Here is a 22860-nt window from a genome sequence, read left to right on the forward strand (position 1 = left end):
GCAATGCTCCCATCGATGGTGCGCAGTTACCACGTCAGCACCGGCGGCGGTATCGATGGCCTGTCGCTGCGCACGCACGAACCACGCACACCCAGAAATGGGGAGGTCGCGGTCGCGGTCCACGCCACCTCGCTCAGCTTCCGCGAGCTTCTGGTACTACGGGGACAGTACGTGCTGCCCGTCAAACCGGGCGTCATACCGGTCTCGGACGGTGCCGGCGAGGTCGTCGCCGTCGGGCCGGATGTTCGGCGGGTGTGCCCAGGCGACCGCGTCACCGCCGCACTGTTCCCGCGGTGGCTGGACGGCCCGCTGGAACCGGCATACCTGCCGCAACTGGGTGGCTCGCTCGACGGAATGCTGACCGAGCTGGCCATCCTCCCCGAGGAAGCCCTCGTGCCCATCCCCGACCATCTCTCCTACGCCGAGGCGGCAACTCTTCCCTGCGCCGCCGTCACGGCATGGAACGCCCTGACCGGCGACGGCCGCGGAATCCAGCGCGGACAGACCGTGCTGGCCACCGGATCCGGCGGCGTGTCGCTGTTCACGGTGCAGTTCGCCAAACTCCTGGGCGCGAGAGTAATCGCTACGACAAGCCGCGCGGACAAGGAACAGCGCCTTCGCGATCTGGGAGCCGACGAGGTCATCAACCACCGCAACATCCCGAACTGGCACACGGCAACCCGCGAACTCACCGCCGGACGAGGGGTCGACCGCGTCGTCGATACCGCCGGAACGCTGGAGCAGTCGCTGAAGTCAGTCGCCGTCGACGGACATATTGCCCTCGTGGGGTCCGTCTCCGGCAACTGGCCACCGGTCGACCCTCGTCTGCTGTTCGGCGTCGCCGCTACGGTCCGGGCGTTGGCCGTCGGCAGTCGCGCTCAGTTCACCTCAATGAACAACTTCATCACCGCGCATCAGCTCCGACCAGTCCTCGACCAGGTGTTCCCGTTCGAAGAAGCCATGGCAGCGTACCGGTACTACGAATCGGCCAGCCCGTTCGGAAAGGTGATCATCAAGATCAGATAGCCGGCGAGCATGCATGGTTGGGGGAGTCCCGCGCACGCTCGGTCAACGGCAGACCAGTACGCGTCGTGCGAGCTGGATGATCTATCCCAAGGGCTGCCTTCGGAGACGAGAGCGAGGGTGTCGAAGATCGTTTTGTGACGAACAACCTAGACACCCTCGCGACCGCGCTCTACGCGACGACGGATGACCTGCTGAAGGAGCATCCCGGCCTGGCGCCTCGGCGTCCGCAGGTCGGGATCGCTCCCCGTCTGAGCCATGCGAACTGGTCACCCTCGCGATGATGCAGGCCGTGCTCGGCTTCACCTCCGAGGCCAAGTGGCTCCGCCACGCCTGAGCCCACCTGCGACACCTCTTTCCCTACCTGCCGCAGCAGCCCGGCTACAACAAGCGGCTACGCAAAGCCGCCGACCTCATGCGCCGGATCACCCGCATCCTGGCCATCAGCACCTCGATATGGAGCGACGACGTATGGGTCGTGGACTCCGCCCCGGTCGAGTGCGGATGCTCACGGGAGACCGTCAAACGCTCCGACTGGCCGGATGGGCCCAATACGGCTCCTGCGCCAGCCACAGGTTCATGACTGTCTCCTTGGGTGCGGTCATTGATGCCGGGCCCGGTGTGGGCGATCCCGGGCCCGGCGATGGTGGGCGTGCTGGAAGTCAGTTGGCCATGTCGGCGAACTGGCCGGGCTGGTAGGCGCCTCCGGGGTTGCGCACGATCACGTTGAGCCGGTTGTTGGCGTTGATCATGGCGATCAGGGAGACCAGCGCGGCGATCTGGGCGTCGTCGTAGTGCTCGCGCACCCGGTTCCAGGTCTGCTCCGACACCGGCTGGCGGGTGTCGGCGATCCGGGTGCCTTCCTCGGTGAGCGCGAGTGCCGCGCGTTCGGCGTCGGTGAACACCGTGGACTCGTGCCAGGCGGCGACCAGGTGGAGCCGGGTCTGGTCTTCCCCGGCGGCCGTGGCGTCCTTGGTGTGGTAGTCGACGCAGAAGCCGCAGCCGTTGATCTGGCTGGCGCGCAGCATCACCAGGTTCTGGGTGGCCTGGGGCAGCGGCGAGTCGACGATCGCGAGGGCGACGTTGTAGATCCTCTTGGCGATCTTGGCGCCGAGGTCGTTGGCCAGCAGGTTGAATCGGGGTTCCATGGTGTTTGTCCTCAACTCGTGGGTGTGGGTGCCGCGCGGGTCCTTCGCGCGGCATCTTGCGGATCGCCGGCGACGGTTGACGGCTAGCCGAGGCGGCCGGGCTCGTAGTCGCCGCCGCGCTGCCGGACGATGACGCTCATGCGGTTGGTCGCGTTGATCAGGGCGATGAGCATCACCAGCTCGGACAGTTGGTCGTCGTCGTAGTGCTTGGCGGCGTCCGTCCATGCCTCGTCGCTGACGCCGCCGGCCGCGTCGGCGATGCGGGTGCCTTCCTCGGTGAGCGCGAGTGCCGCGCGTTCGGCGTCGGTGAACACCGTGGACTCGTGCCAGGCGGCGACCAGGTGGAGGCGGGTGGCGCTCTCTCCGGCAGCCGCGGCGTTCTTGCTCCATACGTCGGTGGCGTAGCCGTCGCCGTTGATCTGGCTGGCCCGGAGCAGTACCAGCTTCTGGATCACAGCGGGCAGGCTGGACTCCTGGAGGATCGTCTTACTCGCCGTTCCGAAGTGGGTAGCGGCCTTGGCTGCGGGAGCAGTCGGGTTGCTGAACAGATTCAAGCGAGCGGTCACGGTGTACTCCTTGCTCGTCGTCGTTGGTCGAAGTCGAACAGGAGATGCCGGTGGCTGAAGCTGCGTGACAGCGCGACGGTGTGACCCATGTCACTGAGGGTGGATGTCACGAAGCTGGCGGGGTCGGCATCTTGTGTGCGGTGCTAGGAAGATCCAGAACCGATGGGAGCCGGCGAGTGAGCGAGCGCAGTGACCGAACCGCGGAAGCCGTCGAGCCGCCCACGGACCGCGGCAGTGCGGATCGCGCCACCGAGACGTTCGTCGCCCACCGGAACCTGTTGTTCACCGTCGCCTACGAGATGCTCGGCTCGGCCGCCGACGCCGAGGACGTGCTGCAGGAGACCTGGATGCGATGGGTGAAGGTCGGCCAGGACGCCGTGCAAGACTCGCGTGCGTATCTGGTCCGCATCACCACCCGCCAGGCGCTGATGCGGCTGCGTTCGCTTCGCCGGCGCAAGGAGACCTACGTCGGCCCTTGGCTGCCCGAGCCGCTGCTGACCGCGCCCGACGTCGCCGAGGACGTCGAGCTGGCCGAGGGCGTCTCGATGGCGATGCTGCTGGTGCTGGAGACGCTCACGCCGACCGAGCGCGCGGTGTTCGTGCTGCGGGAGGTGTTCGGCCTCGAATACGACGAGATCGCCGAGGCCGTCGGCAAGAACCCGGTGACGGTCCGGCAGATCGCACACCGAGCGCGGAACCATGTCGCCGCGCGCCGACCACGCGGGGCCGTCTCCCAGGCCGAGAACCGCGCGGCCCTGCTGGCGTTCCGACGGGCAGTCGAAACCGGCGACCTGCAGAGTCTGCTCGACCTGCTCGCCCCGGACGTCGTCTTCCTGAGCGACGGCGGCGGCCTCGTCCAGGCCGCGCTCTCGCCTGTCGTCGGCGCCGACCTTGTTGCCGGCCTGCTGACGGCGGGACTGGGCAGGATCGCAGGCTCCGCATCCGTGCAGCTGGCGCACGTCAACGGCCACCCGGCACTGATCGTCCGGATCGGCGGGCAGATCGAAGGCCTCCTGGCGGTGCGGACCGAGGACGGCCAGATCACCGGGCTGTACTTCGTCCGCAACCCCGAGAAGCTGTCGCGCCTCGAACAGGAGACCGCCCTGCGCCGCTAGCCCCCTGCCTCGCGGAGCGGGAAGCCTCACGGGCCGAATTTCCGTCTTGGTGAATGAGGGATCTGATGATCGACGTGATCGTGGTCGGCGGCGGGCCGACCGGCTTGATGCTGGCCGCCGAGTTGCGGCTGCACGGCGTGCATGTGCTCGTGCTGGAGAGGGACGCGGAGCCGACCAGGCAGGTCCGTGCGCTCGGTCTCCACGTGCGCAGCATCGAGGTGATGGACCAGCGCGGTCTGCTGGACCGGTTCCTCGCACTCGGCAAGCAGTACCCGATCGGTGGTCTGTTCGCCGGCATCCGAAAGCCACCGCCGCGGCAGTTGGATACCGCGCACCCCTACATCCTCGGCATCCCGCAGACCGCCACCGAGCGCCTGCTGACCGAGCACGCCACCGAGCTCGGCACCGAGATCCGGCGCGGCTGCGAACTGGTCGGGCTGAGCCAGGACGACCACGGGGTGACCGCCCAGCTCGCCGACGGCACCCGGCTGCGCTCGCGTTACCTCGTCGGCTGCGACGGCGGCCGCAGCACCGTGCGCAAGCTGCTCGGCGTCGGCTTCCCCGGTGAGCCCGCCAAGACCGAGTGGTTGCTGGGCGAAATGGAGGTGGCCGCCCCGCAGGAGACGCTCAATGCCGTTGCGGCCGAACTCCGCACGGCGCACCTGCGGTTCGGCCCAGCACCCCACGAGGAAGGGGTGTACCGCTTCGTCGTGCGCGCCGAGCAGTTGGCTGAGGACCGCCGCGTCCCGCCGACCCTTGAGGAGTTGACCGGGCGGCTAAGGGAGATCGCCGGAACCGACTTCGGGGTGCACTCGCCGCGCTTCCTGTCCCGCTTCGGCGACGCCACCCGGCTGGCCGAGCGTTACCGGGTCGGCCGGGTCCTGCTGGCCGGCGACGCGGCGCACATCCACCCACCGCTGGGCGGGCAGGGCCTCAACCTCGGCATCCAGGACGCGTTCAACCTGGGATGGAAACTGGCCGCCGAGGTGGACGGCTGGGCGCCCGAAGGGCTGTTGGACAGCTACGACGCCGAACGGAACCCGGTAGCCGCAGACGTGCTCGACAACACCCGCGCCCACAGCGAACTGCTCTCGCCCGAGCCCGGCCCCCAGGCCGTGCGCCGCCTGGTGTCGGAACTGATGGACTTCGAGGACGTGAACCGGTACCTGATCGAGAAGATCACCGCGATCGGGGTTCGCTACGACTTCGGCGACGGCCACCCAATGCTCGGCCGCCGGCTGCGCGACGTGCAGTTGAAGCAGGGCCGCCTTTACGAGCTGATGCACAGTGGCCGCGGGCTGCTGCTCGACCAGACCGGCCGCCTCTCGGTAGCGGGCTGGGCAGACCGGGTCGACCACGTCGCCGACGTCAGCGAGGAACTCGACGTGCCCGCCGTGCTGCTGCGACCGGACGGCCACACGGCATGGATCGGCGAAGACCAGCAGGACCTGCTCAGCCGCCTGCCCCAATGGTTCGGAACTGCCGTCAGATGAGCACGCACACCAGGCCCGAAGCCTCCCGAAAGCCCACCAGGCCCGCCGCCGACGGCGCTCAGTCGTCCAAATCCACGTGTGAAACAAGCCGGGCAACAGATAGCTTCACCCCAATGACAGCCATCCTGAACGATTCCATCCGGGCGCTGCTCGACGCGCCGATCCCCGCCGTCCTCGCCACGGTCAACCCGGACGGAAGCCCGCAGACGTCGGTGGTCTGGGTCGGCCGCGACGGAGACGACCTGCTCATCTCCACCGCCGCCGGCCGCCGCAAGGAACGCAACCTGCGCCGCGACCCCCGCGCCAGCCTGACCCTCTACGATCCGGCCGACCCGCTGCGCTACGCCGAGATACGCGGCCTCGCCACGATCACCGAGGACACCGGCCGGTCTCTCGCCGTCGTCCTCGCCGAACAGTACGAAGGTCCCGGCGCCGGCCAGGCGTACCTCGACCTGCCGGCAGAGGTTCTACGCGTTGTCGTCCGCATCAGCCCGACCAAACTGGTCGGTACCGCGACCGGCTGACCGATCATCACCGCACCGCCGTCACGACAGGGTCGCTGGTGTCGACAAACGATGGCGAGCTCAAGCGGTCAGCGCATCACTGCTGTTCAGGAGGTCAGCGTAGACCTCTGCCGGAGTGCGGTAGTCGTGGGTCTTGCGCGGACGGTGGTTGAGTTCGTGAGCGATGGCGTCCAGGTCGGCCTGGCTGAACCTGCGGAGGTCGGCGCCCTTGGGGAGGTATTGCCCCCAATCGCCAGCTGGTTCGGCCGATGGTTCCGACGCTCGTCTCCATTCCGTTGAGGCCCAGCCTGCGCCCGAGGCTGACTCCTTGGCTGTAGATGGCGGCGCCCTCGGCGAGCCGGAGTTGCTCCCACGCTTGCAGGGCGGCGTCCGCGGACGGTGCTTGCTGCAGGGCGTGGAAGAGGGTGATGGCGTCGGCGGCCGCCTTTTCCGTGCTGGCGGCGGTGTGGGGCCGGACCACGAAGGCTGCGTCCCCGGTCAGCAGCGTCTGGTCGTTGCGCATCCTGATGACGCGGCCGTCGAGGATGGCTTGCAGGAAGGGCTCGCGGGTGTGTTCGACCAGCTCGCGCAGGGGCTGCGGCAGCGGTCAGTGCGCGCGAGCCAGGAGGTCGGTGCGGACCTGGGGCGCGATCAGCCCTGGTGGCAGCGAGAGTCCGTGGCCGATGCCGTTTCGGTCTGTGGTGATGCGCTCGAGTTCGGGTGCGTCGGCCCGGACGTACCAGACCCAGTTCATCCGGCGGCGGCCCGGTGTGGTCGTGCCGAAGTCGCCTGGGATGAAGGAGCACAGGAACTGGGTGCGGTTTCCGTCGTAGAAGCTGAACCGGTCGCGGAAGCGCGCGGCCAACTCCTGTGGGAGGTCGGCTTCGTCGATGACTCCGCGGTAGGCGACGTAACCGCCAGGCCCACCGCGTGCGCGGCATCGCCGACGTGGATGGTGGCTCCGGCAGGTACGGGCGTGAGCGCGGTCACCGGCTGCCCGTCGTGGTAGCGCTCGGCGGGCAGCGCATCCCGCAGGGCCTTGTAGATCGTTCCCCAAGAGATCATCTGCTGCCGCATCGGCATGACGCGGATGTTCCCGTCCTTGGTGAAGAACTGCCGGTGGGTGACGGGAACGCTGACCTGGTTGGGGTCGACGCGGTGAACTCGCTGAGGAACCAGGCAACGCTCGGTTGCAGCACGATGCCGGCGCCGCGGTCGTCGGGGCGGCCTGTGGAGCGTTCCCAGACGTGGACGTTCAGTCCGAGTTCGGTGAGCGCGACCGCGTGGAACAGGCCGCCGAGCGACCCGCCAACGATGCCGACCGTCGAGATGTCGGGTGGTGCGGTCACAGTGAGCACACTCCTTCTTCGCACGTGGCCCCGGCCGGGGGCGCGGTGGCCTGTTGTTCCAGGGCTTCGACGAGTTGCTCGACCTTGACCGCGCCGTTGATGGCCCGGTCGCCCAGGATGAACAGCGGTACGCCGCGCAGCCCCAGCTCTTCGGCGAGTTCCTCTTCCTCGCGTACGGCCGTCTCCAGCGCCGGGTCGCCCAGGCGGTCCGCGACGCCGATGTCTGCCGTGCGGATGCCGTGCCGGGCCGCGGTGATGGGGCCGATCGTGGTGACGCACGGCATGGAGTCGCACACGTGCCCGCACAGCGCGTTGAAGCAGGAAGCCCCCGGAAGGGTCAGAGGACCCAGACCGGAAATCCTGGACTTTAGGCCGGGGAGCACGTCAGGGGTCGGCTCCTGATCACGCTGGTGCACCTGTGGTTGGGGCTGCCGCGCGCCGCGCTGGCCGAGTTGTACGGAGTGGACCGCTCCACCGTGTCCGGAGCGATCCGGGAGGTCCGCCGCTGCTCGCGGCCCGCGGCTTTGCGGTGCCCGATCGGCCTGGGGTGCGGCTGCACACGCTGGAGGGCCTGTTCGCCTGCGCCGATGCGGTGGTGTGGACGTGCTGTTGCACCGGCTGATCAGTCGTGGCACCGACTGCGGACGAGTTCAATCGCCGTGCGAGCGACCTGGTCGAAGGGCTCGATCGTGCCGGCGGCTCGGCACAGTACGTGGGCACCTTGGAGCAGGGTGATCAGGGTCGTGGCCAGGTCGGCGGCGTCGCCGGGTGGCAGGCCGCTGGTGGTGAGTCGCTCGGCGAGCTGGTCGGCCCAGGAGGCGAAAGCGGTCGCCGCGACCTGCCTCAGCGTGTCGTCGTCTGCGTCCGTGCCAACGGTGACGGCTGCGACGGCGCAGCCGCCGCCGCAGGCCGACTCCTGCACGACGGACCGCACGGCCGCGAGGAAGGCTTCGACGGTGTGCTGAGGGCTCTCGGCCGGCAGTTCGGCGAGGTGGGCACAAACGTCGTGTCCGTAGCGTGTGGCGGCTTCGGCGACGAGTTGGGCCTTGCCGCCAGGGAAGTGATGGTAGATGGCACCGCGCGCGGCGCCGCTGTCGCGCAGGACCTCGGTGAACGACATCCCGGCGACGCCGCGGCACCGCAACGCCTCTACTGTCGCCTCGATCATCCGGGTACGTGTGTCGCTCGACACCGGCATCTCCCACCTTGACTAGTACGGGCATCCTACTGCAGGCTGAGTTCACGGCTAGTACGTACGTACTAGCTACGGATCAGGAAGGATTTCCCCCATGCCGATCACTGTCACCGCCCCGCGTGGCGTGCTCACCGCCGCTGGAGAGCGCGAGATCCTGCCGCAGTTGACCACAGCGCTGATCGAAGCCAGCGGACTTACCGGCAGCAGCTTCTTCGCCTCGATCGTCGGTGGCACCGTCCACGTCCTGGCGCCCCAGGACGTCTACGCCGGCGGGGTGAACCGCCCCGTCGTCATGGTCGAACTGAAGCTGCCCAATATCGGCCTGAACACGACGGAAGCCCGCGCGGCGTTCATCACCGCCGCCACCGACGTCGTCGACTCACTGACGGTCGCCGGACACAACCGGGAGAACACCTGGGTCAACATCCTCAACGCACCCGACGGAGGCTGGGGCATCGGCGGCAACGCCTACACCGGCGACGCCCTCATCGCCGCCGTCACCTCCAGTGCGGCGGCCGGCAGCGCGCGTTGACCTCCTGGCTGCTGGACGAGCGATTCCCCATGCTGACGGTGCGCCCGGGGGCTGAGTACTCCACTTGGCGGATGAGCGCCTGAGTTGTCGAGACTGAGCGAGAGGCAGCGGGTAAGGGCAGCGGCCTGAGCAGCAGCACCGCCCCGAATACCACTCTCGGTCTGCTTGAGCGGGTACCGCCCTTCCGACGCCGGCCACGCGCTCCGGCGGGGACGCGAAAGAAGGCGTGACGTACTGAACCCGCGCAGGACGGTGCGCCTCATCCGGGTTCGGGGAGGGCACCGGTGTTTCCCGACGCCGGCCGTCGGGACGGCACGTACGGGCGAGACCTCCTTCAGTCGTAGAGCGTCGCCACGGTCCGTGCCGATGCGGCGATGCGCTCCCGAAGCTCCGGAGGTGCGAGCACCTCCACCTCCGGGCCCAGCCGCAGCAGCTCTGCCTCCGCATGGGCGAGGCTCTCGATGGGGATGACAGCCCGGCGCCAGCCGCCGGGCTCCGGCTTTCCCTGGTTCACGCCATCGAGCACCGCCTGCGCCGCGACGTCCTGGAGGCGGGTGATGCCGACCGGTGAGATGCGTATCTCCGCTTCGCCCTGCCACAGCCGCTCCTGCAGCCGCGCCGTATGGGCCTGCCAGTGACGAGCCAGGTCGAAACGGGCCGGTGGGTCGAACACCTCTTCCAGCAGTTCCAGGCCAAGGATCTGCCCGATCCGGTAGGTGCGCAGGTCATCGCCGGCACGGGCGACGGTGTACCAGCGTCCGGCCTTGAGCACGATCCCGTAGGGCTCCAGACGCCGCTCAACCACCTGCGGGGTATGCCACCGGCGGTAGCGCACGCGGATGGCCCGCCGCTCCCACACCGCGGCCGCCACCGCCGGAAGATGCGGCACCTCATCCGCCTGCCGGTACCAGCCCGGGGCGTCGAGGTGGAAGCACTCACGGATCCGCCGGACCTGGTCCTGCAACGCGACCGGCAGGGCCGCCTCGAGCTTGAGCTCGGCCGCTGCCAGGACCGAGCCCAACCCCAGTTCGGCCGCCGGCCCGGGGAGACCGGCCAGGAACAGGGTCTGCGCCTCGGCCGCGGTCAGCCCGGTCAGCCGCGTGCGGTAGCCGTCGAGCAGGGCGTAGCCGCCCGCGTGCCCCGCCTCGCCGTAGACCGGCACGCCCGCCGCGATCAGCGCCTGCACATCCCGGTACACCGTACGCACCGACACCTCCAGCGCCGCCGCCAACTCATCGGCGGTCATCCGGCCGCGGTTTTGCAGCAGGAGCAGAAGCAAGAGGAGTCGACTGGCGCGCATGGTCGCAAATCTACGACCGGTCCCCTGACACAGGATGTCAGGGGACCGGTCCTAGCGTCTGCGGCATGACGAACAACGACTTTGCGTTCTTCACCGGCACCTACGACGTCGCCAACCGCTGGCGCAAGGACTTCCTCGACCCGACGGAGGGTGACGACCGTTGGGAGGAGTTCCCCGGCATCACCCGCGCCTTTGTTCATTTCGACGGCGCCGCCAGCTTCGACGAGATCGAATTTCCGACCAAGGGCTTCTCCGGGCTGACCCTGAGGCTGTTCAACCCAGCGACCGCACAGTGGTCGCTGTACTGGGCCAGCAAGCGCACCGGCACCCTCTTCCCGCCCGTCACCGGCAGCTTCGGCGCGGACGGCACCGGCGTCTTCCACGGCGACGACGAACACGACGGACGCAAGGTCCGGGCGCGCTTCATCTGGTCCGGCATCACCACCGACCGCGCCCACTGGGAGCAGGCGTTCTCCCTCGACAACGGGCGGACCTGGATCACCAACTGGCACATGGACTTCGCCCGGCGCACGGCCACCGACCGCGTCGCATAACGGCGGCTGCCACGTCTTCAGGGCCTCCTCACCGGGGGCCACAGCCTGGCCAGTCGGCCCGACTCCTGAGCGCCAGAGTGGGCGACCTCGCCAGCTGTGGCGCTCAACGTCGGCGAAGTACACGCTGTCGCAGTTCTTGGTGTCGACACCTTCGCCAAGGACATGACCTGTGTGGCCCCCACATCCCTGCAGCCACGGTCTTGGCGTCCGGCCGGTGTGGGCCCCTTCGATGTCCCGTGTCTCTCAGGCGTGGCATCGGCAGTGATCTCACCTAAGGGCTTGCCGGTGATTAACACGTCGTCTTCATCTTGCTGTTGGGTTCGCCGCGCTGGGTGAGAACCCGAGCTTGGAGGACTGCGAGGGCAGGGGGTGATCGCCGGCGGGATGACGATGCCGTGCGTCTTGAGCAGTCTCCTGACCTTCAGGAGGGTGCGGAGCATGGCGGTCCGGCTGCTCTCGCACAGCACGGCGAGGGGTTCCGCGGCCAGGGAAACCCGTAGATTGGAGGACTGTCGCCAGAACCTGGTCGGGGAAGCCGAACCGCGGCGGGCGGCCGCGCTTGATGTCGCCGTCTGAGGCTATTGGATGCGCATGGCGCTTCATGAGGGCCATGCGGTGGACGCCTGCCTCAGCGGCGAGCGCGACGATGGTAAGGCTCCCGTTGGAGGCGGTGGCCTGGCCGGCAAGGAGCCGGTCCATGGCCTCGCGGATGCGCATCCGTGCGTCGTCGGGCTGGGGCGATGCGGTCATGCTATGGCCTTTGCGGGTTGAGCGGTGGCGTCGTGGGCGGCGGCCGTCTCGCGGAGCCGGTCTGCATTGGCGCTGAGTCGCCGGCCGACGGGACCAGGGGCGGCGGTGGCGGGCCGGTCGAGTTCGTCTGCCCGTTCGCGCAGGTGTCGGGCGTGGGTGTCGGTGCGGACAGCGTTGCCGCAGCCGGGCCGGCAGTCGTACTGCCTCGGCGCCGTCGCCCCGGGGTCGGGCTCGCAGAGCGCCGTGTCGCGCTTGAACGGGCAGATCAGCATCGCGTCCGGGTTGTCATAGAGCACGACGCCGTCCCGTGCCGGAAACGCAGCGGCCTTCTTGGCGAACGTTTTGGGGACAATCCGGCCCTCGAACCGGGGGTCTCGGGGGCAGCGGTCAGTGCCCGGCGGGCAGCCGGGCCAGAGATCTTCTCGCCGGCCGCGGCCCGGTCACGGAGTTTCGCCGCGGTGTCAGCCGCCGCCAGGGCGGTCTCGATGTCGAGGACGGAGTGGATGCCTCCCCGGCTGCGGGACCGTAGCCGCTCGAGGTCCGGGAATGCAGGGGCGGCCCGCGGTCCAGCCGGACCGCCCGCCCCATCGGCTTCGCCCACACCCACCGCGGCGATCATCCCGCCGCCCGTCAGCGTGAGTGCGGTGGGCCCCGCACCCGAACCGCCGGAACCGCCGCCGGCGCGGCCCACCCCGGCGGCCGACGCCAGCAGTGCGGACACCCCGATGACCGACCCCCTGATGTGGATCAGGTCTCCCGCGCACGGCCGGCCGCGATCATTCCGCCCAGGCCTGATGGGGCTATGTGAACTTGAACCTCCCCACCCCGTGCTCGGGGTGTCCTCGCAGTTGCTCGGCTCGGTTCCCCAGGCGGACCCGCGCTGACCTGCGTACGGCTACAAGGGAGGGGCCGCCCGATATCGGTGACGTACGGCGCCGACCACCGCCAGGTCGCCGGAGCGGTTGAGAAAGCCTCTACGATCCGGTTGATCACCGAACCGGGGAGGGGACATGGCCGAGGGCCGGGAAACGGACGCGGTCGCCGAGAGACCGGTGGAGCTGGCCTACCGGCCGACCGCTGGCGAATTGGCGTCCGCGCTGCGGGCACGCGCGAAGAGCACCGGCGCGGGACGCTTTCAGCGCGGGGCGCTGATCTGGACGGTAGCGGTCACGGCTATCAGCGCCCTGCTGTCGGCGGTCGGCTCCGGCCACCGGGACACACCGTGGCCGCTGTATGCAGGGGTGGTGGTCGCCGCCGCCTTCATGACTGCGGTGCCGTGGTTGCAGGCACGCCGCCTCCACCGGCTCGCCGAACGACAGGGGGACATCCGCGGGACGTTCGACGACACCGGGGTCCGGCTCACCACCGCGCACAGCTCGGCCAGCCACGACTGGCACCTCTACTCGCGCTATGCCGAGACGCCGGAACTGTTCGTGCTTCTCAGCGCCGACAGGGCCTCTGTCGGCTTCGCCGTCCTGCCCAAGCGGGCCGTGGCGGCCCCGGAGGAGGTGGACCGGCTCCGGGCGGTCCTCGACCGGCGGCTCGTACGCGCGGACGCCGCCGAGGCGCCCGGAAACCCTCGGAGCCGTGGCCGAGCCGTCGGCCGCGGAGCCGGCTCCGTCGGACTGTTGCTGCTGGGGCTGCTGCTGTTCTTCTTCGCCTTCGCCGCCGTCCAACACGTCGCGCACCCGGACCGCTTTCCTGGGATCCAGAACAACACCGCCCCGATGTCGGCCGTCATGCTGGGGCTGGGGACGCTTGCGATCGCCGGAGCCTGGTGGCTCGTACGGCGCATGACCGTCATGCGGATCGTGACCGCCGTGCTCGCCGTCCTTGTCCTGCTCGCCGGTGGCGCCGCCCTGTACCGCGTGGGGCCGATGCTCCACTGCTGGGGCTCGGACCGGATCGCCCGCGGGCCCGAGGGCGCCTACGTCTGCTACGGCTTCTGAGCGGAGCCATGGTCTCCGAGCGGGCCTGGAGATCATCTCTCAGCGGCGGGCCGCAGAAGCCACGCAATCAGCAGGGCGGTAAGAACCGTGTGGCCAGCCGGAGACGAAGCTCTCAGTGGACGTTAAGTCCGGTCTTCCTCGGTTTGTGATCGCTCGATCGTGGTATACCGTCGCGCAGGCCGACTGCTGGGCATGTCCATGCCGAGATGCGGGACGTGAAGCGAGAGCCGTACCCGAGCGACTTAGCGGACGAACAGCGGGCGTTGATCGAGCCGATGATCACGGCCTGGAAGCAGGAGAGGGTGGCGCGGTCAGCGACCGGAGATCCCGGGTCCTGCGATCTGCGGGAGGTAGTGAACGCGATCTTCTATCAGAACCGGACGGGCTGCCAGTGGCGCTATCTGCCCCATGACTTCCCGGCCTGGTCGGCGGTGTTCTACTGCTTCGGCCTGTGGCGCGAGGACGGGCTCGACCAGCGGATCCAGGAACTCCTGCGCTGCCAGGTACGGGAGAGAGCCCGGCGATTAGAGGACCCGTCCCTGGTGATCATCGACACCCAGTCCGTCCGCGCGGCCGCGGGTGTCCCGAAGACCACGACGGGACTGGACGCCAACAAGAAGGTGTCGGGGCGCAAGCGGGGACTGGCCGTCGACGTTCTGGGGCTGATCATCGGCGTCGTGGTGCTGGCCGCCTCCGCCCACGACAACGCTGCCGGCACCGCCCTGCTCGACCAGGCGGCCGAGCGGTGCGGGATGCGTCTGGAGAAGGCCCTGGTGGACCAGGGCCTCAAGGACGAGGTTCTCATCCACGGCGCCCTGCTGGACATCGAGGTCGAGGTCGTCCGCCGCAACCCCGAAGACCAGGGCAAAGGCTTCGTCCCGCAACCGAAGAGGTGGATCGTGGAGCAGGTCAACGGCACGTTGATGCTGCACCGCCGCCTGACCCGCGAGTACGACCACCGCCCCGACACCTCCGCCTCGCGCGTCTACTGGGCTTCCATCGCGAACATGGCCCGCCGCCTCACCACACCCGCCCCCACCTGGCGCGACACCCTCAGGCTGGCCGCGTGAACATCAGCGAGCTCCTGGCAGACCTCCAGGTCCAGCACGACGAAACCACGGCCCGGGCCGGTGAACTACGCGACCAGATCGACCACTTGACTGCCGCCCTGGCCGAGACCGAAGCGCGACTCGCAGACCTGGCGACCACCCGGAAGATCATCGTCGAACGCGTCCCGCGCGGGACCGAGCCCGATCCACCCGAGACGAACACCGCCTACCAGGCCATCGTGAACGCCTTCAACCAGCACCCCGGCCGGGCATTCCGAGCCCGCGAGCTGCACGAACTCCTCGGCATGCCCACCGACGAGGCGACCGTCAACGTCACCCGCAGCCGCCTCGGACGCCTCGTCCGACAAGGCTTCCTCACCCAACCCGGACGAGGCCGCTACCAGAAACGGACTTAACGTCCACTTAGTTCAGCGCCCGCAGCAGGGCGCTACCCGCCTCGAGGGCCTGAGTCTTGCGTGACCAGTCGAGGCGGGTATGGCGCTCGTGCGCCACCGTCCTGGGCCGGGCTGCGAGGTCAGGCGCGCCCCAGGGTGTCGTAACGGCGCCCAGGTTCGCGGTCCTCCGGCCACGGTGCCGCGGCCAGGTCGCGCCCGTAGTGTCGGTTGCCGGCGTCACCCCGGGTTACGTGCATCAGGTGCAGTGGATTCGCTTGAACCGGAGGTTGGCCGATCCGTTCTCGGATCCTGTTGCGGCTCTCGATGCCGGCCTGCTTGCGGGGTGCCTCGCAATGGGCGCCGGGCTCTGCACCGCAGGTGGGGCAGCGGTGGGCGAGGGCGTATTCGTGCAGCGGCGGGAATGCTGTCGTGTCTTCGGTCATGCCGTCCAGCCTTCCGTACCAGACACGGGGTGGAAGGGCGCCGTTGCGGCCATGGGTGGGCCATCACCCGACTGGCTGTGCTGGAACAGCAGAACTGGCCATGTCAGCGACTCCCGGTCACCTTTTGAGCGGGTGAGAGTCGCAGACACGTCTCGGTACGCCTCGCCGTCCCATGGACCCAACGCACCGCTCCGCCGCACGATTCCGCCGCCGGACGGCGCCATCACGCCAATACCCCGTATCTGGGGCTGCTTCGCGGTACTTCTCCGTCCTTCCTCGCGTTGTCCCCGGCGACGATCACTGCCCGCCCCGTTCATCCGGTGCAGGCGGTGCCACGCGCCAAGAAGGGACACTCCCGCCGCATGTGCACGCACCACCTGGGCCGGGCGGCCGCCGTACTGGCCGCTGCTCTCGCCCTGACCACTGCCGCTACCGGGCTCACCGCGTACGCCGCCGACCCCTCCGACACGACGGGCAAGCACACCACCGCCATGCGCAGCGGCGGCGGTGCGGGGCAGTGCGACAACGACCCGGACGGCTGGGCGCGCGACGGACTGTGCCTGAACGCCGCGGATAACCGCAAGGTCGACGCGTACCTTGCCCGTGCCCGTGCGGCGGAGCCGTCGATCAGCCGCGATGTACGGGCTGCCGCCGACCTCAGTCATGCCGAGCTCGTCGGCTTCGACTACCGCCTGAAGTCCCCCGACTCCCTCAAGCGGAAGGTCGCCACCGACCTCAAGGAGCATCCGGAACGCAACACCGACGACGTCCTGGCGCGCCTGAGTGACGCGGTGCGCTACACCCTCCAATGGCCCGACGGCCGCTACGTCACCGGTGTCACCATCGCCTCGGATTCGCTGTCCGCCTGGGGCAGCGACACCACGAAATGGTCCAACACCTGGGGGCGGGAGAAGGGCTACAAGGGACTCAACACGGGCTGGCGCGCGCCCGGGTCGCGGCAGCTGTTCGAGGTGCAGTTCCACACCCCGGCGAGCAAGTTCGCCCAGGAGGTGACGCACAAGCTGTACGAGGAACAGCGGCTGCCGTCGACCAGCCCCGAGCGCAAGAGGCAGCTGCAGGACCAGCAGGACGCGATCTTCGCCGCAGTACCCGTCCCGGACGGCGCTCCCGCCCTCGCTCCACCTGCCACTCGTCTGGCGCCAGCAGCCTGACGCCCGTTGCGCAGCCCCGGCCGCCTGCCCGGGGCTGCCCTCAGTTCCCCCGCGCCGTCCCCGCGGATCCGCCAAGGCCGCAAGCAGTTTGAGTAGGGCGCGATGGAGCGGTCCCGGTGAGTGGGCGACTTGACCAAGCAGGTGTCGGCGACCGCACGGTTGAGGAAGAACGGCGACCCATTGAACTGGCCGCGTCTGCGTCATGGGCCGCGGATGGAACGAAACCGCCGGCGACAAGGGCGGCTTCATCCAGGAAGTGACAGGCTGGAAGCCGTCCCCCTTGCAGCCGTCAACGGGCGTGGTACGGATCGGCCGTGCCGCAGGCGTCTACGTGCAGCGCTGCGGTTTATGAGTTCAGCAGAGACAGGTTCTCAAAGTTCCTGGCCCTGGTGATCGTCGATACCTGCCAGGACGACGTGACGGTCGATCACTCGGGCGGTGCCGTAGGCAGAGGTGTTGAGGTAGCTGCTGGCTCGTATGAGGTAGCGAATGTCATGGCCACGGGCGGCCCACAGGAGCATCTGAGCCGCTTCCACAGCTCGGTACGCGGCGTCGGCGAGCGCCCCGGAGGCGGGTTCGGGCTCCTGCTTGGTCATGAGGGAGTCCAGGTAGGGCACGAGTACGTCGTATGTGGCAGGTCCGATGAGAGCGGCGATCTCCAGCAGTTCACGCACGTCCATCAGTCTCTTCTCAAGATCGGCGTAGACGTCGCGTCCCTGGGTGATTGCCTCCTTCGCCGCTCACAGAAGGCAGCCCTCCTCGGCGCAGTCGTGCTCTGTGACGGTGCAAGCCGGAGCGGGAAGAGGCTTGTATGGCTCTCCCCGGTGGGGGAGCCGGGCGCTGAAGAGCACGCCGGTGGCCACCAGGGCGTCGACGAACGCGACGATCTGCCCGTGGACGGCCTGCGGGTTCTGGCCTGTGGGGATGGCGATCTCGTCGGCGAGCCCGACGGTGCCGCCGCGGATGGTGATGGCGTGCCAGATCTTCGAGGCGTCCGGATCGAGCATCAGCCACGCGCCTCGCCGGACATCGAGAACCGCCGTGCCGTGCGGGCCGGTGGCGTGGTGAACGTGAGCGGCGGGAGGTGCTCGCGCGCCCCGGCGGCGACGTCCACCATCGCCTCGACCAGGTCGGTCCAGCGGGTGAGCACCTTGACCACCACCGCGGTGCCGGAGGACTCCAGCACGCTGGCGGCCTCCGCGCCGTCCTGATGGGCGAACAGCACCTCCGGGCGCTCGCGGTAGAGCTGGCACAGCCCGGCCCGGTTCCGCTTGCCGGTCCGGCGCCGCCCGGACTCCCACGCGCTCATTAGGCTGGCGTCCGTCGCGCCTCCGGTGATCGTGTTCAGGGCGTCGGCGGCTTCCTCCAGCGTCATGTTCCGCGCCACCCTGGCCCGCTTGAGTGCCGAATCCGCAACTCCGGCCGCGACCACGGACACCGCCCCCTTCCCCTCTGCCAGGCATGTATCGGCAGTCTTCCCCGCTCGCGGTGGTTCAGCGAGGCCAGGTCTGGCCGTTTACAGCCCAGCCGCCGGGTCGTCGATGGCCACGGTCCGCAGCGGGCGGCGGCCCTTGTCGTCGAGCTGGGCGAGCTCGCGTTCGTAGTCGACGGTGATCGAGCCGTAGTAGTTCACCGCCGAGCTGCGGGCCGGGGAGATGTGGGAGAGCACCTCGGCATCCACCTCACGGCCCACGCCGCGCAGTTCGTCGACGGCCAGGCCCAGAGTCTGACTGACCGCCACGGCTCTCGGCCCCTTCCACGGGCTATCAACGAATGCTCTTCGGATTGTCGCCGGGGGTGAAAGAGGCCTGTGTGGGCATCAGTACGATCTTCCATCGTTTCAGCAGTGTGTGCGCAACGGGGAGAGGTAAGCGGATGGATCACTCGTCGAACGGGATCGATGCAGCGTCGGCGTCGGGTGAAGGGGCTGAGCCTGAACAGCCGGGTGAAGGAGCCGATTCCGGCAATTCCGGTTCGGTGGACGCTGGCTCCAAGGGAGCCGGGTTGTCCGTGGTGGGTTCGTGGTGGCGGCGGCATCCGCGGTGGAGCGCCGCTGTGGCGGTGACCGCGCTGGGCGGGGCGTTTGCCGGGGGTTGGTTCGCCGCGCCGCCCGACCTCACGTACACGCCGGCTGTGCCGGCCTCGCAGCCGGTCGTGGTCACCGGGACGCATGCCCGGGACTGGAAGAACAGCAACGTCTGGCCGACGCTGGGCAACCGGGCCGGTGACCGCGGACCGGGCCATGAGGCGATGGAGATATGGCTTTCCGGCGGCTACGGCCCGCACTCCAGGCTCATCGCGACCGGCCAGGACAGCCGCAGCGCGCCGTACTATGGCGTGTACGAGCCCTCGGGTCAGGTCCTGTTCTCCGGCACGGTTCCGGGCATGCCACGCGTCACCCTCGTCGACAGCGGGGGCCAACTGCTGCGCTACGCCACGGGGAACATGCCGGACAAGACCGTCTACACCGCGCCCGCCCCCCGGGCGGATGGCGTCGCCATGGAGACTCCTCCGCTGGCGCTGAACTGGAACACCGACTCCGGCGAGCCCTTCCCGCTGGCGGTACCGCCGTGGCTGACCCACCTGCAAGTGGAGGGCATCAGCGGCAAGGACGCCACCTGGCGGCCACTGAAGGTCACCGACGGACTCACCGCACCGATACCGCAGTTCAAGGCCGCCATTGGCAGCTCGGACCTGGTGGACGCACAGGGCGACTGCGGCTACGGGGCACTGATCAGGGCCGACAACACCCTCGAAGAGGGCAGCGACGAGACGGAAACGTTCGCCTACCGCCCGGGCTGGCCCTACGCCGTGCGCCTGACCTACCTGGCCGACCACAACCAGTACCACGGCGCCGCGCCCCTGGACCAGGAGTACATCCGCCGGATGGCCGGGGCGTTGCTGTGCGACGGGCCGGGCATCGACAGGTTCAGGCCCGCCTCGGAGGTCATCTGGCGTCCGCTGTGGCGCGGCACCCCCGATGGAGGCGGGGACGAGGTGGCCGTGCTTGACCAGGAGGTGTCATACCCCCAAGGACAGGGCTATCTGAACCACACCCGTGACGGCATGATCGAGGTCGGCGTCCACAAGGCATCCGTGTTCAACACGCTCGTCTCGAACTACGAGAACAGCAACACGCCCGAGACCGCGACCAGCGTCGGCTGCCTCAAGACCGCTACTGGCATCGTCGTCGTCGGCCCGACTGCCGCCGGCACCACCCGCCTCGTCGACCCGGCCACCGGCGACCACTGGACCGCGCACGGCAACGTCCTGCAGGTCCCCAAGAGTCAACTCCCCGCCAAAAGCGACGACTTGGCGGCCTCGGCAACCACCGCAGGCAAAGGCGGCCCAACCGACACGGGCACCTGCACCTGGCCGTAACCGCCCCACCCAGGCGGCGCGTCCGGGGCAGGGCACGCCCTCACCCCACGCCCGGTGCCGACCTGCTACGCCGCAGGTACAGGAGACTGCGACTCGAGTGCGGGCGGCACCCGGTTCAAGTCTCGAGCTGATGCAGGAAAGCCAGACGGCCAACCGGGGAAATCCCCCCAACCCCCACAGCTGGAACCGGAGTCCCTGATGACCAAGATCCTATGCGCGCCCCGGGGATCGACGCGGCGGTCGAGGGCTAGTGGCCTGAGTCGGTGATGCGTCGTTTGATATGCATGGGGCGTCCGGGGCCGCGGTTGGCCGAGCTGGTGTTGTCCGAGCATGAACGCGCGGTGCTCGGTGGGTGGGTGCGAGCCCCATCCACCCCGCAGGCCCTGGCGTTGAGAGCAAGGATCGTGCTGGCGTGTGCCTAGCTCGAGCCGGACGGGTTATTGCCGCGGTCGGCCAGTTCGGTGGCCCGGCAGGTCGGGGTGACCACCGAGACGGTCTGCAAGTGGCGGGCCCGGTTCGTCACCCACCGGCTGGACGGGCTGGGCGATGCGCCCCGGCCCGGCCGGGTGTGCACGGTCACCGACGAGCAGGTCGCCGAACTGGTGCGGCTCACCCTGGAGACGAAGCCGAAGAACGCCACCCACTGGTCGACGCGGTCGATGGCCCGGCGGGCCGGCATGTCGCAGTCGACGGTGTCACGGATCTGGCGGGCCTTCGGCCTCAAGCCGCACCGCACCGAGTCGTTCAAGCTGTCCACCGACCCGCTCTTCGTGGACAAGGTCCACGATGTGGTGGGTCTGTACCTCGACCCACCGGAGCGGGCCCTGGTCCTGTGTGTGGATGAGAAGTCGCAGATCCAGGCGCTGGACCGGTCCCAGCCGGTGCTGCCGATGATGCCCGGAGTCCCCGAACGCCAGAGCCATGACTACCTCCGCGCGGGCACCACCACCCTGTTCGCGGCGCTGGACGCGGCAAGCGGGAAGGTCATCGGCTCCCTCCACCGCCGGCACCGCACCGCGGAGTTCAAGAAGTTCCTCGCCAAGCTCGACCGGGAAGTCCCGGCCGGCCTGGACGTCCACCTCATCGTGGACAACTACGGCACCCACAAGACCGAGCCGGTCCGCAAGTGGCTGCTGGCTCACCCTCGCTTCCACCTGCATTTCACCCCGACCGGCTCATCCTGGCTGAACCTAGTCGAGCGGTGGTTCGCCGAGCTCACCTGCAAGAAACTCCAGCGCAGCGTCCACCGCTCCGTCCCCGCCCTCGAACGCGACATCCGCATCTGGATCAAGGACTGGAACGCCGAGCCCCGCCCGTACGTGTGGCACAAGACCGCCGACCAGATCCTCGATAGCCTCGCTGGCTATTGCCGACGCATCACCGACTCAGGTCACTAGGGCTGCCAGTGCGCTGGCCGCGAAGATCGACATCACCACGTCGGCCTTTCCGGCTGGGATAGTCACTGAACGGGCACAGCTGGATGGAACTCCTCCGTGTGACCGTGCAGTCAATAGAGATGACAGGCCGGCAGCGTTGCAGAGCCGCAAAAAAAGCGCCTTCCGGCACGGGCGTGACCACATTGAGACCGGTGGTCACCGCGAAGATGGGGGAAAATGAACACTCGCTCACGCTTGGCACCGGTCCTGGCTGCCACAGCCCTAACTGTGGCCGCCATGTTAGCCGTCCCGGTGTCGGCTCAAGCCACAACCAACGACATCAACTGCCGTACCGACACCAGCTACTGGCACGTCGACAACACCGCCACCGGGAACACCCAAGCTCACCTCCGCGTCTACGTGACCACCTGCTGGGACACCGACAACTTGGGGCATTTCACTGCCGATTCGAAGGCGACGATCGCCGGCGACGGAGTAGGCGGCCTTATCGACGCAACCATGACCTTCGACCAACCCGTTGCGACTGAATCCGGCGTGGACATCAGAGTATGGGATGGCAACGCCCACATGAGGACAACTCCCGTGGGACTGCCTTGGCCCTACTACGACTACAACTTCCACGTCCACTCATCGGTCCTCAGGGGACTGGACAACGTCCCCAACATCGCCGACACCACGGTCTCGCCCGACACCAGCAGCAACGACTACACCATCAACCCCACGGGACCGGAGTGACCCGTCCGCCCCGTACTCCTCGGCAGGCCCAGCGAGTGGCCCGCGATCTCGCAGACGCCCTGATCTCCGTCGGATCGCTGGACATGGAAAGCGTGGTCGCTCCCGGCGGTGGATGCCACCGGCCGCGAGCTGGTTGTGGACGGCCTCGCCGAAAGCCAGCTTCGACCGACGGGGTGACCACGCTGTGGTGTTGCCGCCATTTTCTGGCGTGGGCCCCTCATCCTGGAGGAACGTGCTGATTCTTTTGGCACGATGCTTGTGGTGGGAGTCCCTCTGGTCAGCGGGCGAGCCCGATCCCATTCCGGGGGAACTCTCACGGGGCGGGGGCTCCCACTACGAGTTCCGTGCGTGTCTCGGGTCGACGACCCCGCCAGGCGTCGCGGCTCGTGCACCCTCGCCTTCGCCATCCTCAACGCCGTTGCCACCGTGCCCTTCAACGTGACCAACCTCCTCCTCTTCCGGATGCGAAGCGCCGCCATGACCGTGACGACTGGTGGGACAGATTCGACTGGTACGGCTTGCTGGCCTCCCTGCTGGGGCCGCTGTTCCTCCTGCTCCCGCTGGCAGGGTCCTCCTACGCACTGCAACTGGCCGTCAGGTTCAGCGCCGACCACCTCCATGAGCCGATCCAGCTGACAGGCGGATGGTGGCCGGCCCTGCTTGCTGCCTTGGTCTGCGTGGCATTCCTTGCTATATGGGCCAGAACGACCATGTGGATCGCTCAGCGGCTCGGCCAGACCACGATCGCCTGACCGCCGTCATTGCGAGGAGGCCGCTACCCGGAGCCAGGCGGCGATCTCCAGACTTCTTC

The 22860-nt window shown here is 68.7% G+C and carries 24 protein-coding genes and 5 pseudogenes; 14 read left to right on the plus strand and 15 right to left on the minus strand.

Features of this window, described 5'->3' with window-relative positions; all coding sequences use genetic code 11:
• Positions 1 to 15: 15 nt before the first annotated feature.
• Positions 16 to 1026, plus strand: a complete 1011-nt coding sequence (locus M878_RS90920; protein WP_023553879.1) for a zinc-dependent alcohol dehydrogenase family protein — start codon at positions 16 to 18, stop codon at positions 1024 to 1026.
• Between the two features lie 134 nt (positions 1027 to 1160).
• Positions 1161 to 1596, plus strand: a pseudogene (locus M878_RS000000100875) (transposase family protein); the annotation flags it as partial.
• Between the two features lie 89 nt (positions 1597 to 1685).
• Here M878_RS000000100875 and M878_RS90925 read toward each other — a convergent pair.
• Together M878_RS90925 and M878_RS90930 are read right to left on the minus strand one after the other, a co-directional pair.
• On the minus strand, positions 1686 to 2171 hold the full coding sequence (locus tag M878_RS90925; protein WP_023553882.1) for a carboxymuconolactone decarboxylase family protein: 486 nt from the start codon (positions 2169 to 2171) through the stop codon (positions 1686 to 1688).
• 83 nt (positions 2172 to 2254) lie between these two features.
• The gene (locus M878_RS90930; RefSeq protein ID WP_023553884.1) at positions 2255 to 2737 is read right to left on the minus strand and encodes a carboxymuconolactone decarboxylase family protein; all 483 of its coding nucleotides are present in this window, start codon (positions 2735 to 2737) and stop codon (positions 2255 to 2257) included.
• Between the two features lie 176 nt (positions 2738 to 2913).
• Between M878_RS90930 and M878_RS90935 the strand changes: the two genes are divergently transcribed.
• The 3 genes from M878_RS90935 to M878_RS90945 all read left to right on the plus strand — a co-directional run bounded on the left by M878_RS90935 (position 2914) and on the right by M878_RS90945 (position 5869).
• Positions 2914 to 3852, plus strand: a complete 939-nt coding sequence (locus M878_RS90935) for an RNA polymerase sigma-70 factor (protein ID WP_023553886.1) — start codon at positions 2914 to 2916, stop codon at positions 3850 to 3852.
• Positions 3853 to 3917: 65 nt separating this feature from the next.
• Positions 3918 to 5345, plus strand: coding sequence for a rifampin monooxygenase (gene rox, locus M878_RS90940; protein WP_023553888.1), 1428 nt, complete (start codon positions 3918 to 3920; stop codon positions 5343 to 5345).
• Positions 5346 to 5458: 113 nt separating this feature from the next.
• Positions 5459 to 5869 (plus strand): PPOX class F420-dependent oxidoreductase, encoded by a 411-nt coding sequence (locus tag M878_RS90945; RefSeq protein WP_023553889.1) that lies wholly within the window; start codon positions 5459 to 5461, stop codon positions 5867 to 5869.
• A 60-nt stretch (positions 5870 to 5929) separates the two neighbouring features.
• Here the strand turns inward: M878_RS90945 and M878_RS000000100880 are convergent.
• From M878_RS000000100880 to M878_RS90960, 5 genes and pseudogenes are all read right to left on the minus strand, one after another.
• Positions 5930 to 6091 (minus strand): annotated as a pseudogene (locus tag M878_RS000000100880) (IS30 family transposase); the annotation flags it as partial.
• Positions 6092 to 6455: 364 nt separating this feature from the next.
• Positions 6456 to 6905 carry an FAD binding domain-containing protein gene (locus tag M878_RS000000102105; protein ID WP_425347923.1) on the minus strand — a complete coding sequence of 150 codons (450 nt, stop codon included), beginning with the start codon at positions 6903 to 6905 and terminating at the stop codon, positions 6456 to 6458.
• Positions 6906 to 6909: 4 nt separating this feature from the next.
• Positions 6910 to 7197: a hypothetical protein gene (locus M878_RS98095; protein ID WP_158692900.1), complete on the minus strand. Its 288-nt coding sequence runs from the start codon at positions 7195 to 7197 to the stop codon at positions 6910 to 6912.
• Positions 7194 to 7487: pseudogene (locus M878_RS90955) on the minus strand (DsbA family protein); the annotation flags it as partial. The gene M878_RS98095 and the pseudogene M878_RS90955, both read right to left, overlap by 4 nt.
• A 332-nt stretch (positions 7488 to 7819) precedes the next feature.
• A complete protein-coding gene (locus M878_RS90960) occupies positions 7820 to 8389 on the minus strand; it encodes a TetR/AcrR family transcriptional regulator (protein WP_031227353.1) in 570 nt (189 codons plus the stop codon).
• Positions 8390 to 8486: 97 nt separating this feature from the next.
• Between M878_RS90960 and M878_RS90965 the strand changes: the two genes are divergently transcribed.
• The gene (locus tag M878_RS90965; protein ID WP_023553897.1) at positions 8487 to 8924 is read left to right on the plus strand and encodes a tautomerase family protein; all 438 of its coding nucleotides are present in this window, start codon (positions 8487 to 8489) and stop codon (positions 8922 to 8924) included.
• A 334-nt stretch (positions 8925 to 9258) separates the two neighbouring features.
• Here the strand turns inward: M878_RS90965 and M878_RS90970 are convergent, their stop codons facing one another.
• Positions 9259 to 10224, minus strand: coding sequence for a helix-turn-helix transcriptional regulator (locus M878_RS90970; protein WP_023553898.1), 966 nt, complete (start codon positions 10222 to 10224; stop codon positions 9259 to 9261).
• Positions 10225 to 10289: 65 nt separating this feature from the next.
• On the opposite strand from M878_RS90970, the gene M878_RS90975 reads away from it, so the two are divergent.
• The gene (locus tag M878_RS90975) at positions 10290 to 10778 is read left to right on the plus strand and encodes a hypothetical protein (protein WP_023553900.1); all 489 of its coding nucleotides are present in this window, start codon (positions 10290 to 10292) and stop codon (positions 10776 to 10778) included.
• A 289-nt stretch (positions 10779 to 11067) separates the two neighbouring features.
• On the opposite strand, the pseudogene M878_RS99160 reads toward M878_RS90975, so the two are convergent.
• Positions 11068 to 11357, minus strand: a pseudogene (locus M878_RS99160) (ISAzo13 family transposase); the annotation flags it as partial.
• Between the two features lie 167 nt (positions 11358 to 11524).
• On the minus strand, positions 11525 to 11824 hold the full coding sequence (locus M878_RS000000100890) for a hypothetical protein (protein ID WP_023553903.1): 300 nt from the start codon (positions 11822 to 11824) through the stop codon (positions 11525 to 11527).
• A gap of 714 nt (positions 11825 to 12538) precedes the next feature.
• Here M878_RS000000100890 and M878_RS92775 point away from each other — a divergent pair.
• The 3 genes from M878_RS92775 (at position 12539) to M878_RS90995 (ending at position 14942) form a co-directional block, all read left to right on the plus strand.
• Positions 12539 to 13477, plus strand: coding sequence for a YcxB family protein (locus tag M878_RS92775; protein ID WP_023553905.1), 939 nt, complete (start codon positions 12539 to 12541; stop codon positions 13475 to 13477).
• A gap of 215 nt (positions 13478 to 13692) precedes the next feature.
• Positions 13693 to 14547: an IS5 family transposase gene (locus M878_RS90990; protein WP_342452745.1), complete on the plus strand. Its 855-nt coding sequence runs from the start codon at positions 13693 to 13695 to the stop codon at positions 14545 to 14547.
• Positions 14544 to 14942, plus strand: a complete 399-nt coding sequence (locus M878_RS90995; protein ID WP_023553910.1) for a hypothetical protein — start codon at positions 14544 to 14546, stop codon at positions 14940 to 14942. The genes M878_RS90990 and M878_RS90995 overlap by 4 nt, the downstream gene beginning before the upstream one ends.
• Positions 14943 to 15061: 119 nt before the next feature.
• On the opposite strand, the gene M878_RS50535 is transcribed toward M878_RS90995, so the two are convergent.
• The gene (locus tag M878_RS50535) at positions 15062 to 15364 is read right to left on the minus strand and encodes a hypothetical protein (RefSeq protein ID WP_031227356.1); all 303 of its coding nucleotides are present in this window, start codon (positions 15362 to 15364) and stop codon (positions 15062 to 15064) included.
• Between the two features lie 362 nt (positions 15365 to 15726).
• Between M878_RS50535 and M878_RS91000 the strand changes: the two genes are divergently transcribed.
• Positions 15727 to 16536: an ATP nucleotide 3'-pyrophosphokinase gene (locus tag M878_RS91000; RefSeq protein ID WP_023553911.1), complete on the plus strand. Its 810-nt coding sequence runs from the start codon at positions 15727 to 15729 to the stop codon at positions 16534 to 16536.
• Between the two features lie 371 nt (positions 16537 to 16907).
• Here M878_RS91000 and M878_RS91005 read toward each other — a convergent pair whose 3' ends face one another.
• The 4 genes from M878_RS91005 to M878_RS91020 form a co-directional block, all read right to left on the minus strand.
• A complete protein-coding gene (locus M878_RS91005; protein WP_023553913.1) occupies positions 16908 to 17216 on the minus strand; it encodes a hypothetical protein in 309 nt (102 codons plus the stop codon).
• 60 nt (positions 17217 to 17276) lie between these two features.
• Positions 17277 to 17543: a hypothetical protein gene (locus M878_RS91010; RefSeq protein ID WP_023553915.1), complete on the minus strand. Its 267-nt coding sequence runs from the start codon at positions 17541 to 17543 to the stop codon at positions 17277 to 17279.
• Positions 17543 to 17911 carry a hypothetical protein gene (locus M878_RS91015; protein WP_245238343.1) on the minus strand — a complete coding sequence of 123 codons (369 nt, stop codon included), beginning with the start codon at positions 17909 to 17911 and terminating at the stop codon, positions 17543 to 17545. The genes M878_RS91010 and M878_RS91015 overlap by 1 nt, the downstream gene beginning before the upstream one ends.
• A gap of 141 nt (positions 17912 to 18052) precedes the next feature.
• On the minus strand, positions 18053 to 18277 hold the full coding sequence (locus M878_RS91020; protein ID WP_023553918.1) for a hypothetical protein: 225 nt from the start codon (positions 18275 to 18277) through the stop codon (positions 18053 to 18055).
• A 314-nt stretch (positions 18278 to 18591) separates the two neighbouring features.
• Here M878_RS91020 and M878_RS91025 point away from each other — a divergent pair, with 314 nt between their 5' ends.
• From M878_RS91025 to M878_RS91035, 3 genes and pseudogenes are all read left to right on the plus strand, one after another.
• A complete protein-coding gene (locus M878_RS91025; RefSeq protein ID WP_023553919.1) occupies positions 18592 to 19917 on the plus strand; it encodes a hypothetical protein in 1326 nt (441 codons plus the stop codon).
• 284 nt (positions 19918 to 20201) lie between these two features.
• Positions 20202 to 21314 (plus strand): annotated as a pseudogene (locus M878_RS91030) (IS630 family transposase).
• A 276-nt stretch (positions 21315 to 21590) separates the two neighbouring features.
• The gene (locus M878_RS91035; protein WP_209445610.1) at positions 21591 to 22049 is read left to right on the plus strand and encodes a hypothetical protein; all 459 of its coding nucleotides are present in this window, start codon (positions 21591 to 21593) and stop codon (positions 22047 to 22049) included.
• The last annotated feature ends 811 nt before the right edge of the window (positions 22050 to 22860 follow it).

Origin of the sequence: Streptomyces roseochromogenus subsp. oscitans DS 12.976, from assembly GCF_000497445.1 — a bacterium.
GTDB lineage: Bacteria > Actinomycetota > Actinomycetes > Streptomycetales > Streptomycetaceae > Streptomyces > Streptomyces oscitans.

What these genes read in the sequence shown, in the direction of transcription:
- M878_RS91015 (WP_245238343.1), bottom strand. Translation starts at nt 17,911, where the DNA reads ATGACGCTGGAGGAAGCCGCCGACGCCCTGAACACGATCACCGGAGGC.
- M878_RS92775 (WP_023553905.1), top strand. Translation starts at nt 12,539, where the DNA reads ATGGCCGAGGGCCGGGAAACGGACGCGGTCGCCGAGAGACCGGTGGAG.
- M878_RS50535 (WP_031227356.1), bottom strand. Translation starts at nt 15,364, where the DNA reads ATGACCGAAGACACGACAGCATTCCCGCCGCTGCACGAATACGCCCTC.
- M878_RS91035 (WP_209445610.1), top strand. Translation starts at nt 21,591, where the DNA reads ATGTTAGCCGTCCCGGTGTCGGCTCAAGCCACAACCAACGACATCAAC.
- M878_RS91000 (WP_023553911.1), top strand. Translation starts at nt 15,727, where the DNA reads ATGTGCACGCACCACCTGGGCCGGGCGGCCGCCGTACTGGCCGCTGCT.
- M878_RS90975 (WP_023553900.1), top strand. Translation starts at nt 10,290, where the DNA reads ATGACGAACAACGACTTTGCGTTCTTCACCGGCACCTACGACGTCGCC.
- M878_RS90945 (WP_023553889.1), top strand. Translation starts at nt 5,459, where the DNA reads ATGACAGCCATCCTGAACGATTCCATCCGGGCGCTGCTCGACGCGCCG.
- M878_RS90920 (WP_023553879.1), top strand. Translation starts at nt 16, where the DNA reads ATGGTGCGCAGTTACCACGTCAGCACCGGCGGCGGTATCGATGGCCTG.
- rox (WP_023553888.1), top strand. Translation starts at nt 3,918, where the DNA reads ATGATCGACGTGATCGTGGTCGGCGGCGGGCCGACCGGCTTGATGCTG.
- M878_RS90970 (WP_023553898.1), bottom strand. Translation starts at nt 10,224, where the DNA reads ATGCGCGCCAGTCGACTCCTCTTGCTTCTGCTCCTGCTGCAAAACCGC.
- M878_RS91010 (WP_023553915.1), bottom strand. Translation starts at nt 17,543, where the DNA reads ATGCTCGATCCGGACGCCTCGAAGATCTGGCACGCCATCACCATCCGC.
- M878_RS90965 (WP_023553897.1), top strand. Translation starts at nt 8,487, where the DNA reads ATGCCGATCACTGTCACCGCCCCGCGTGGCGTGCTCACCGCCGCTGGA.
- M878_RS91005 (WP_023553913.1), bottom strand. Translation starts at nt 17,216, where the DNA reads ATGGACGTGCGTGAACTGCTGGAGATCGCCGCTCTCATCGGACCTGCC.
- M878_RS90925 (WP_023553882.1), bottom strand. Translation starts at nt 2,171, where the DNA reads ATGGAACCCCGATTCAACCTGCTGGCCAACGACCTCGGCGCCAAGATC.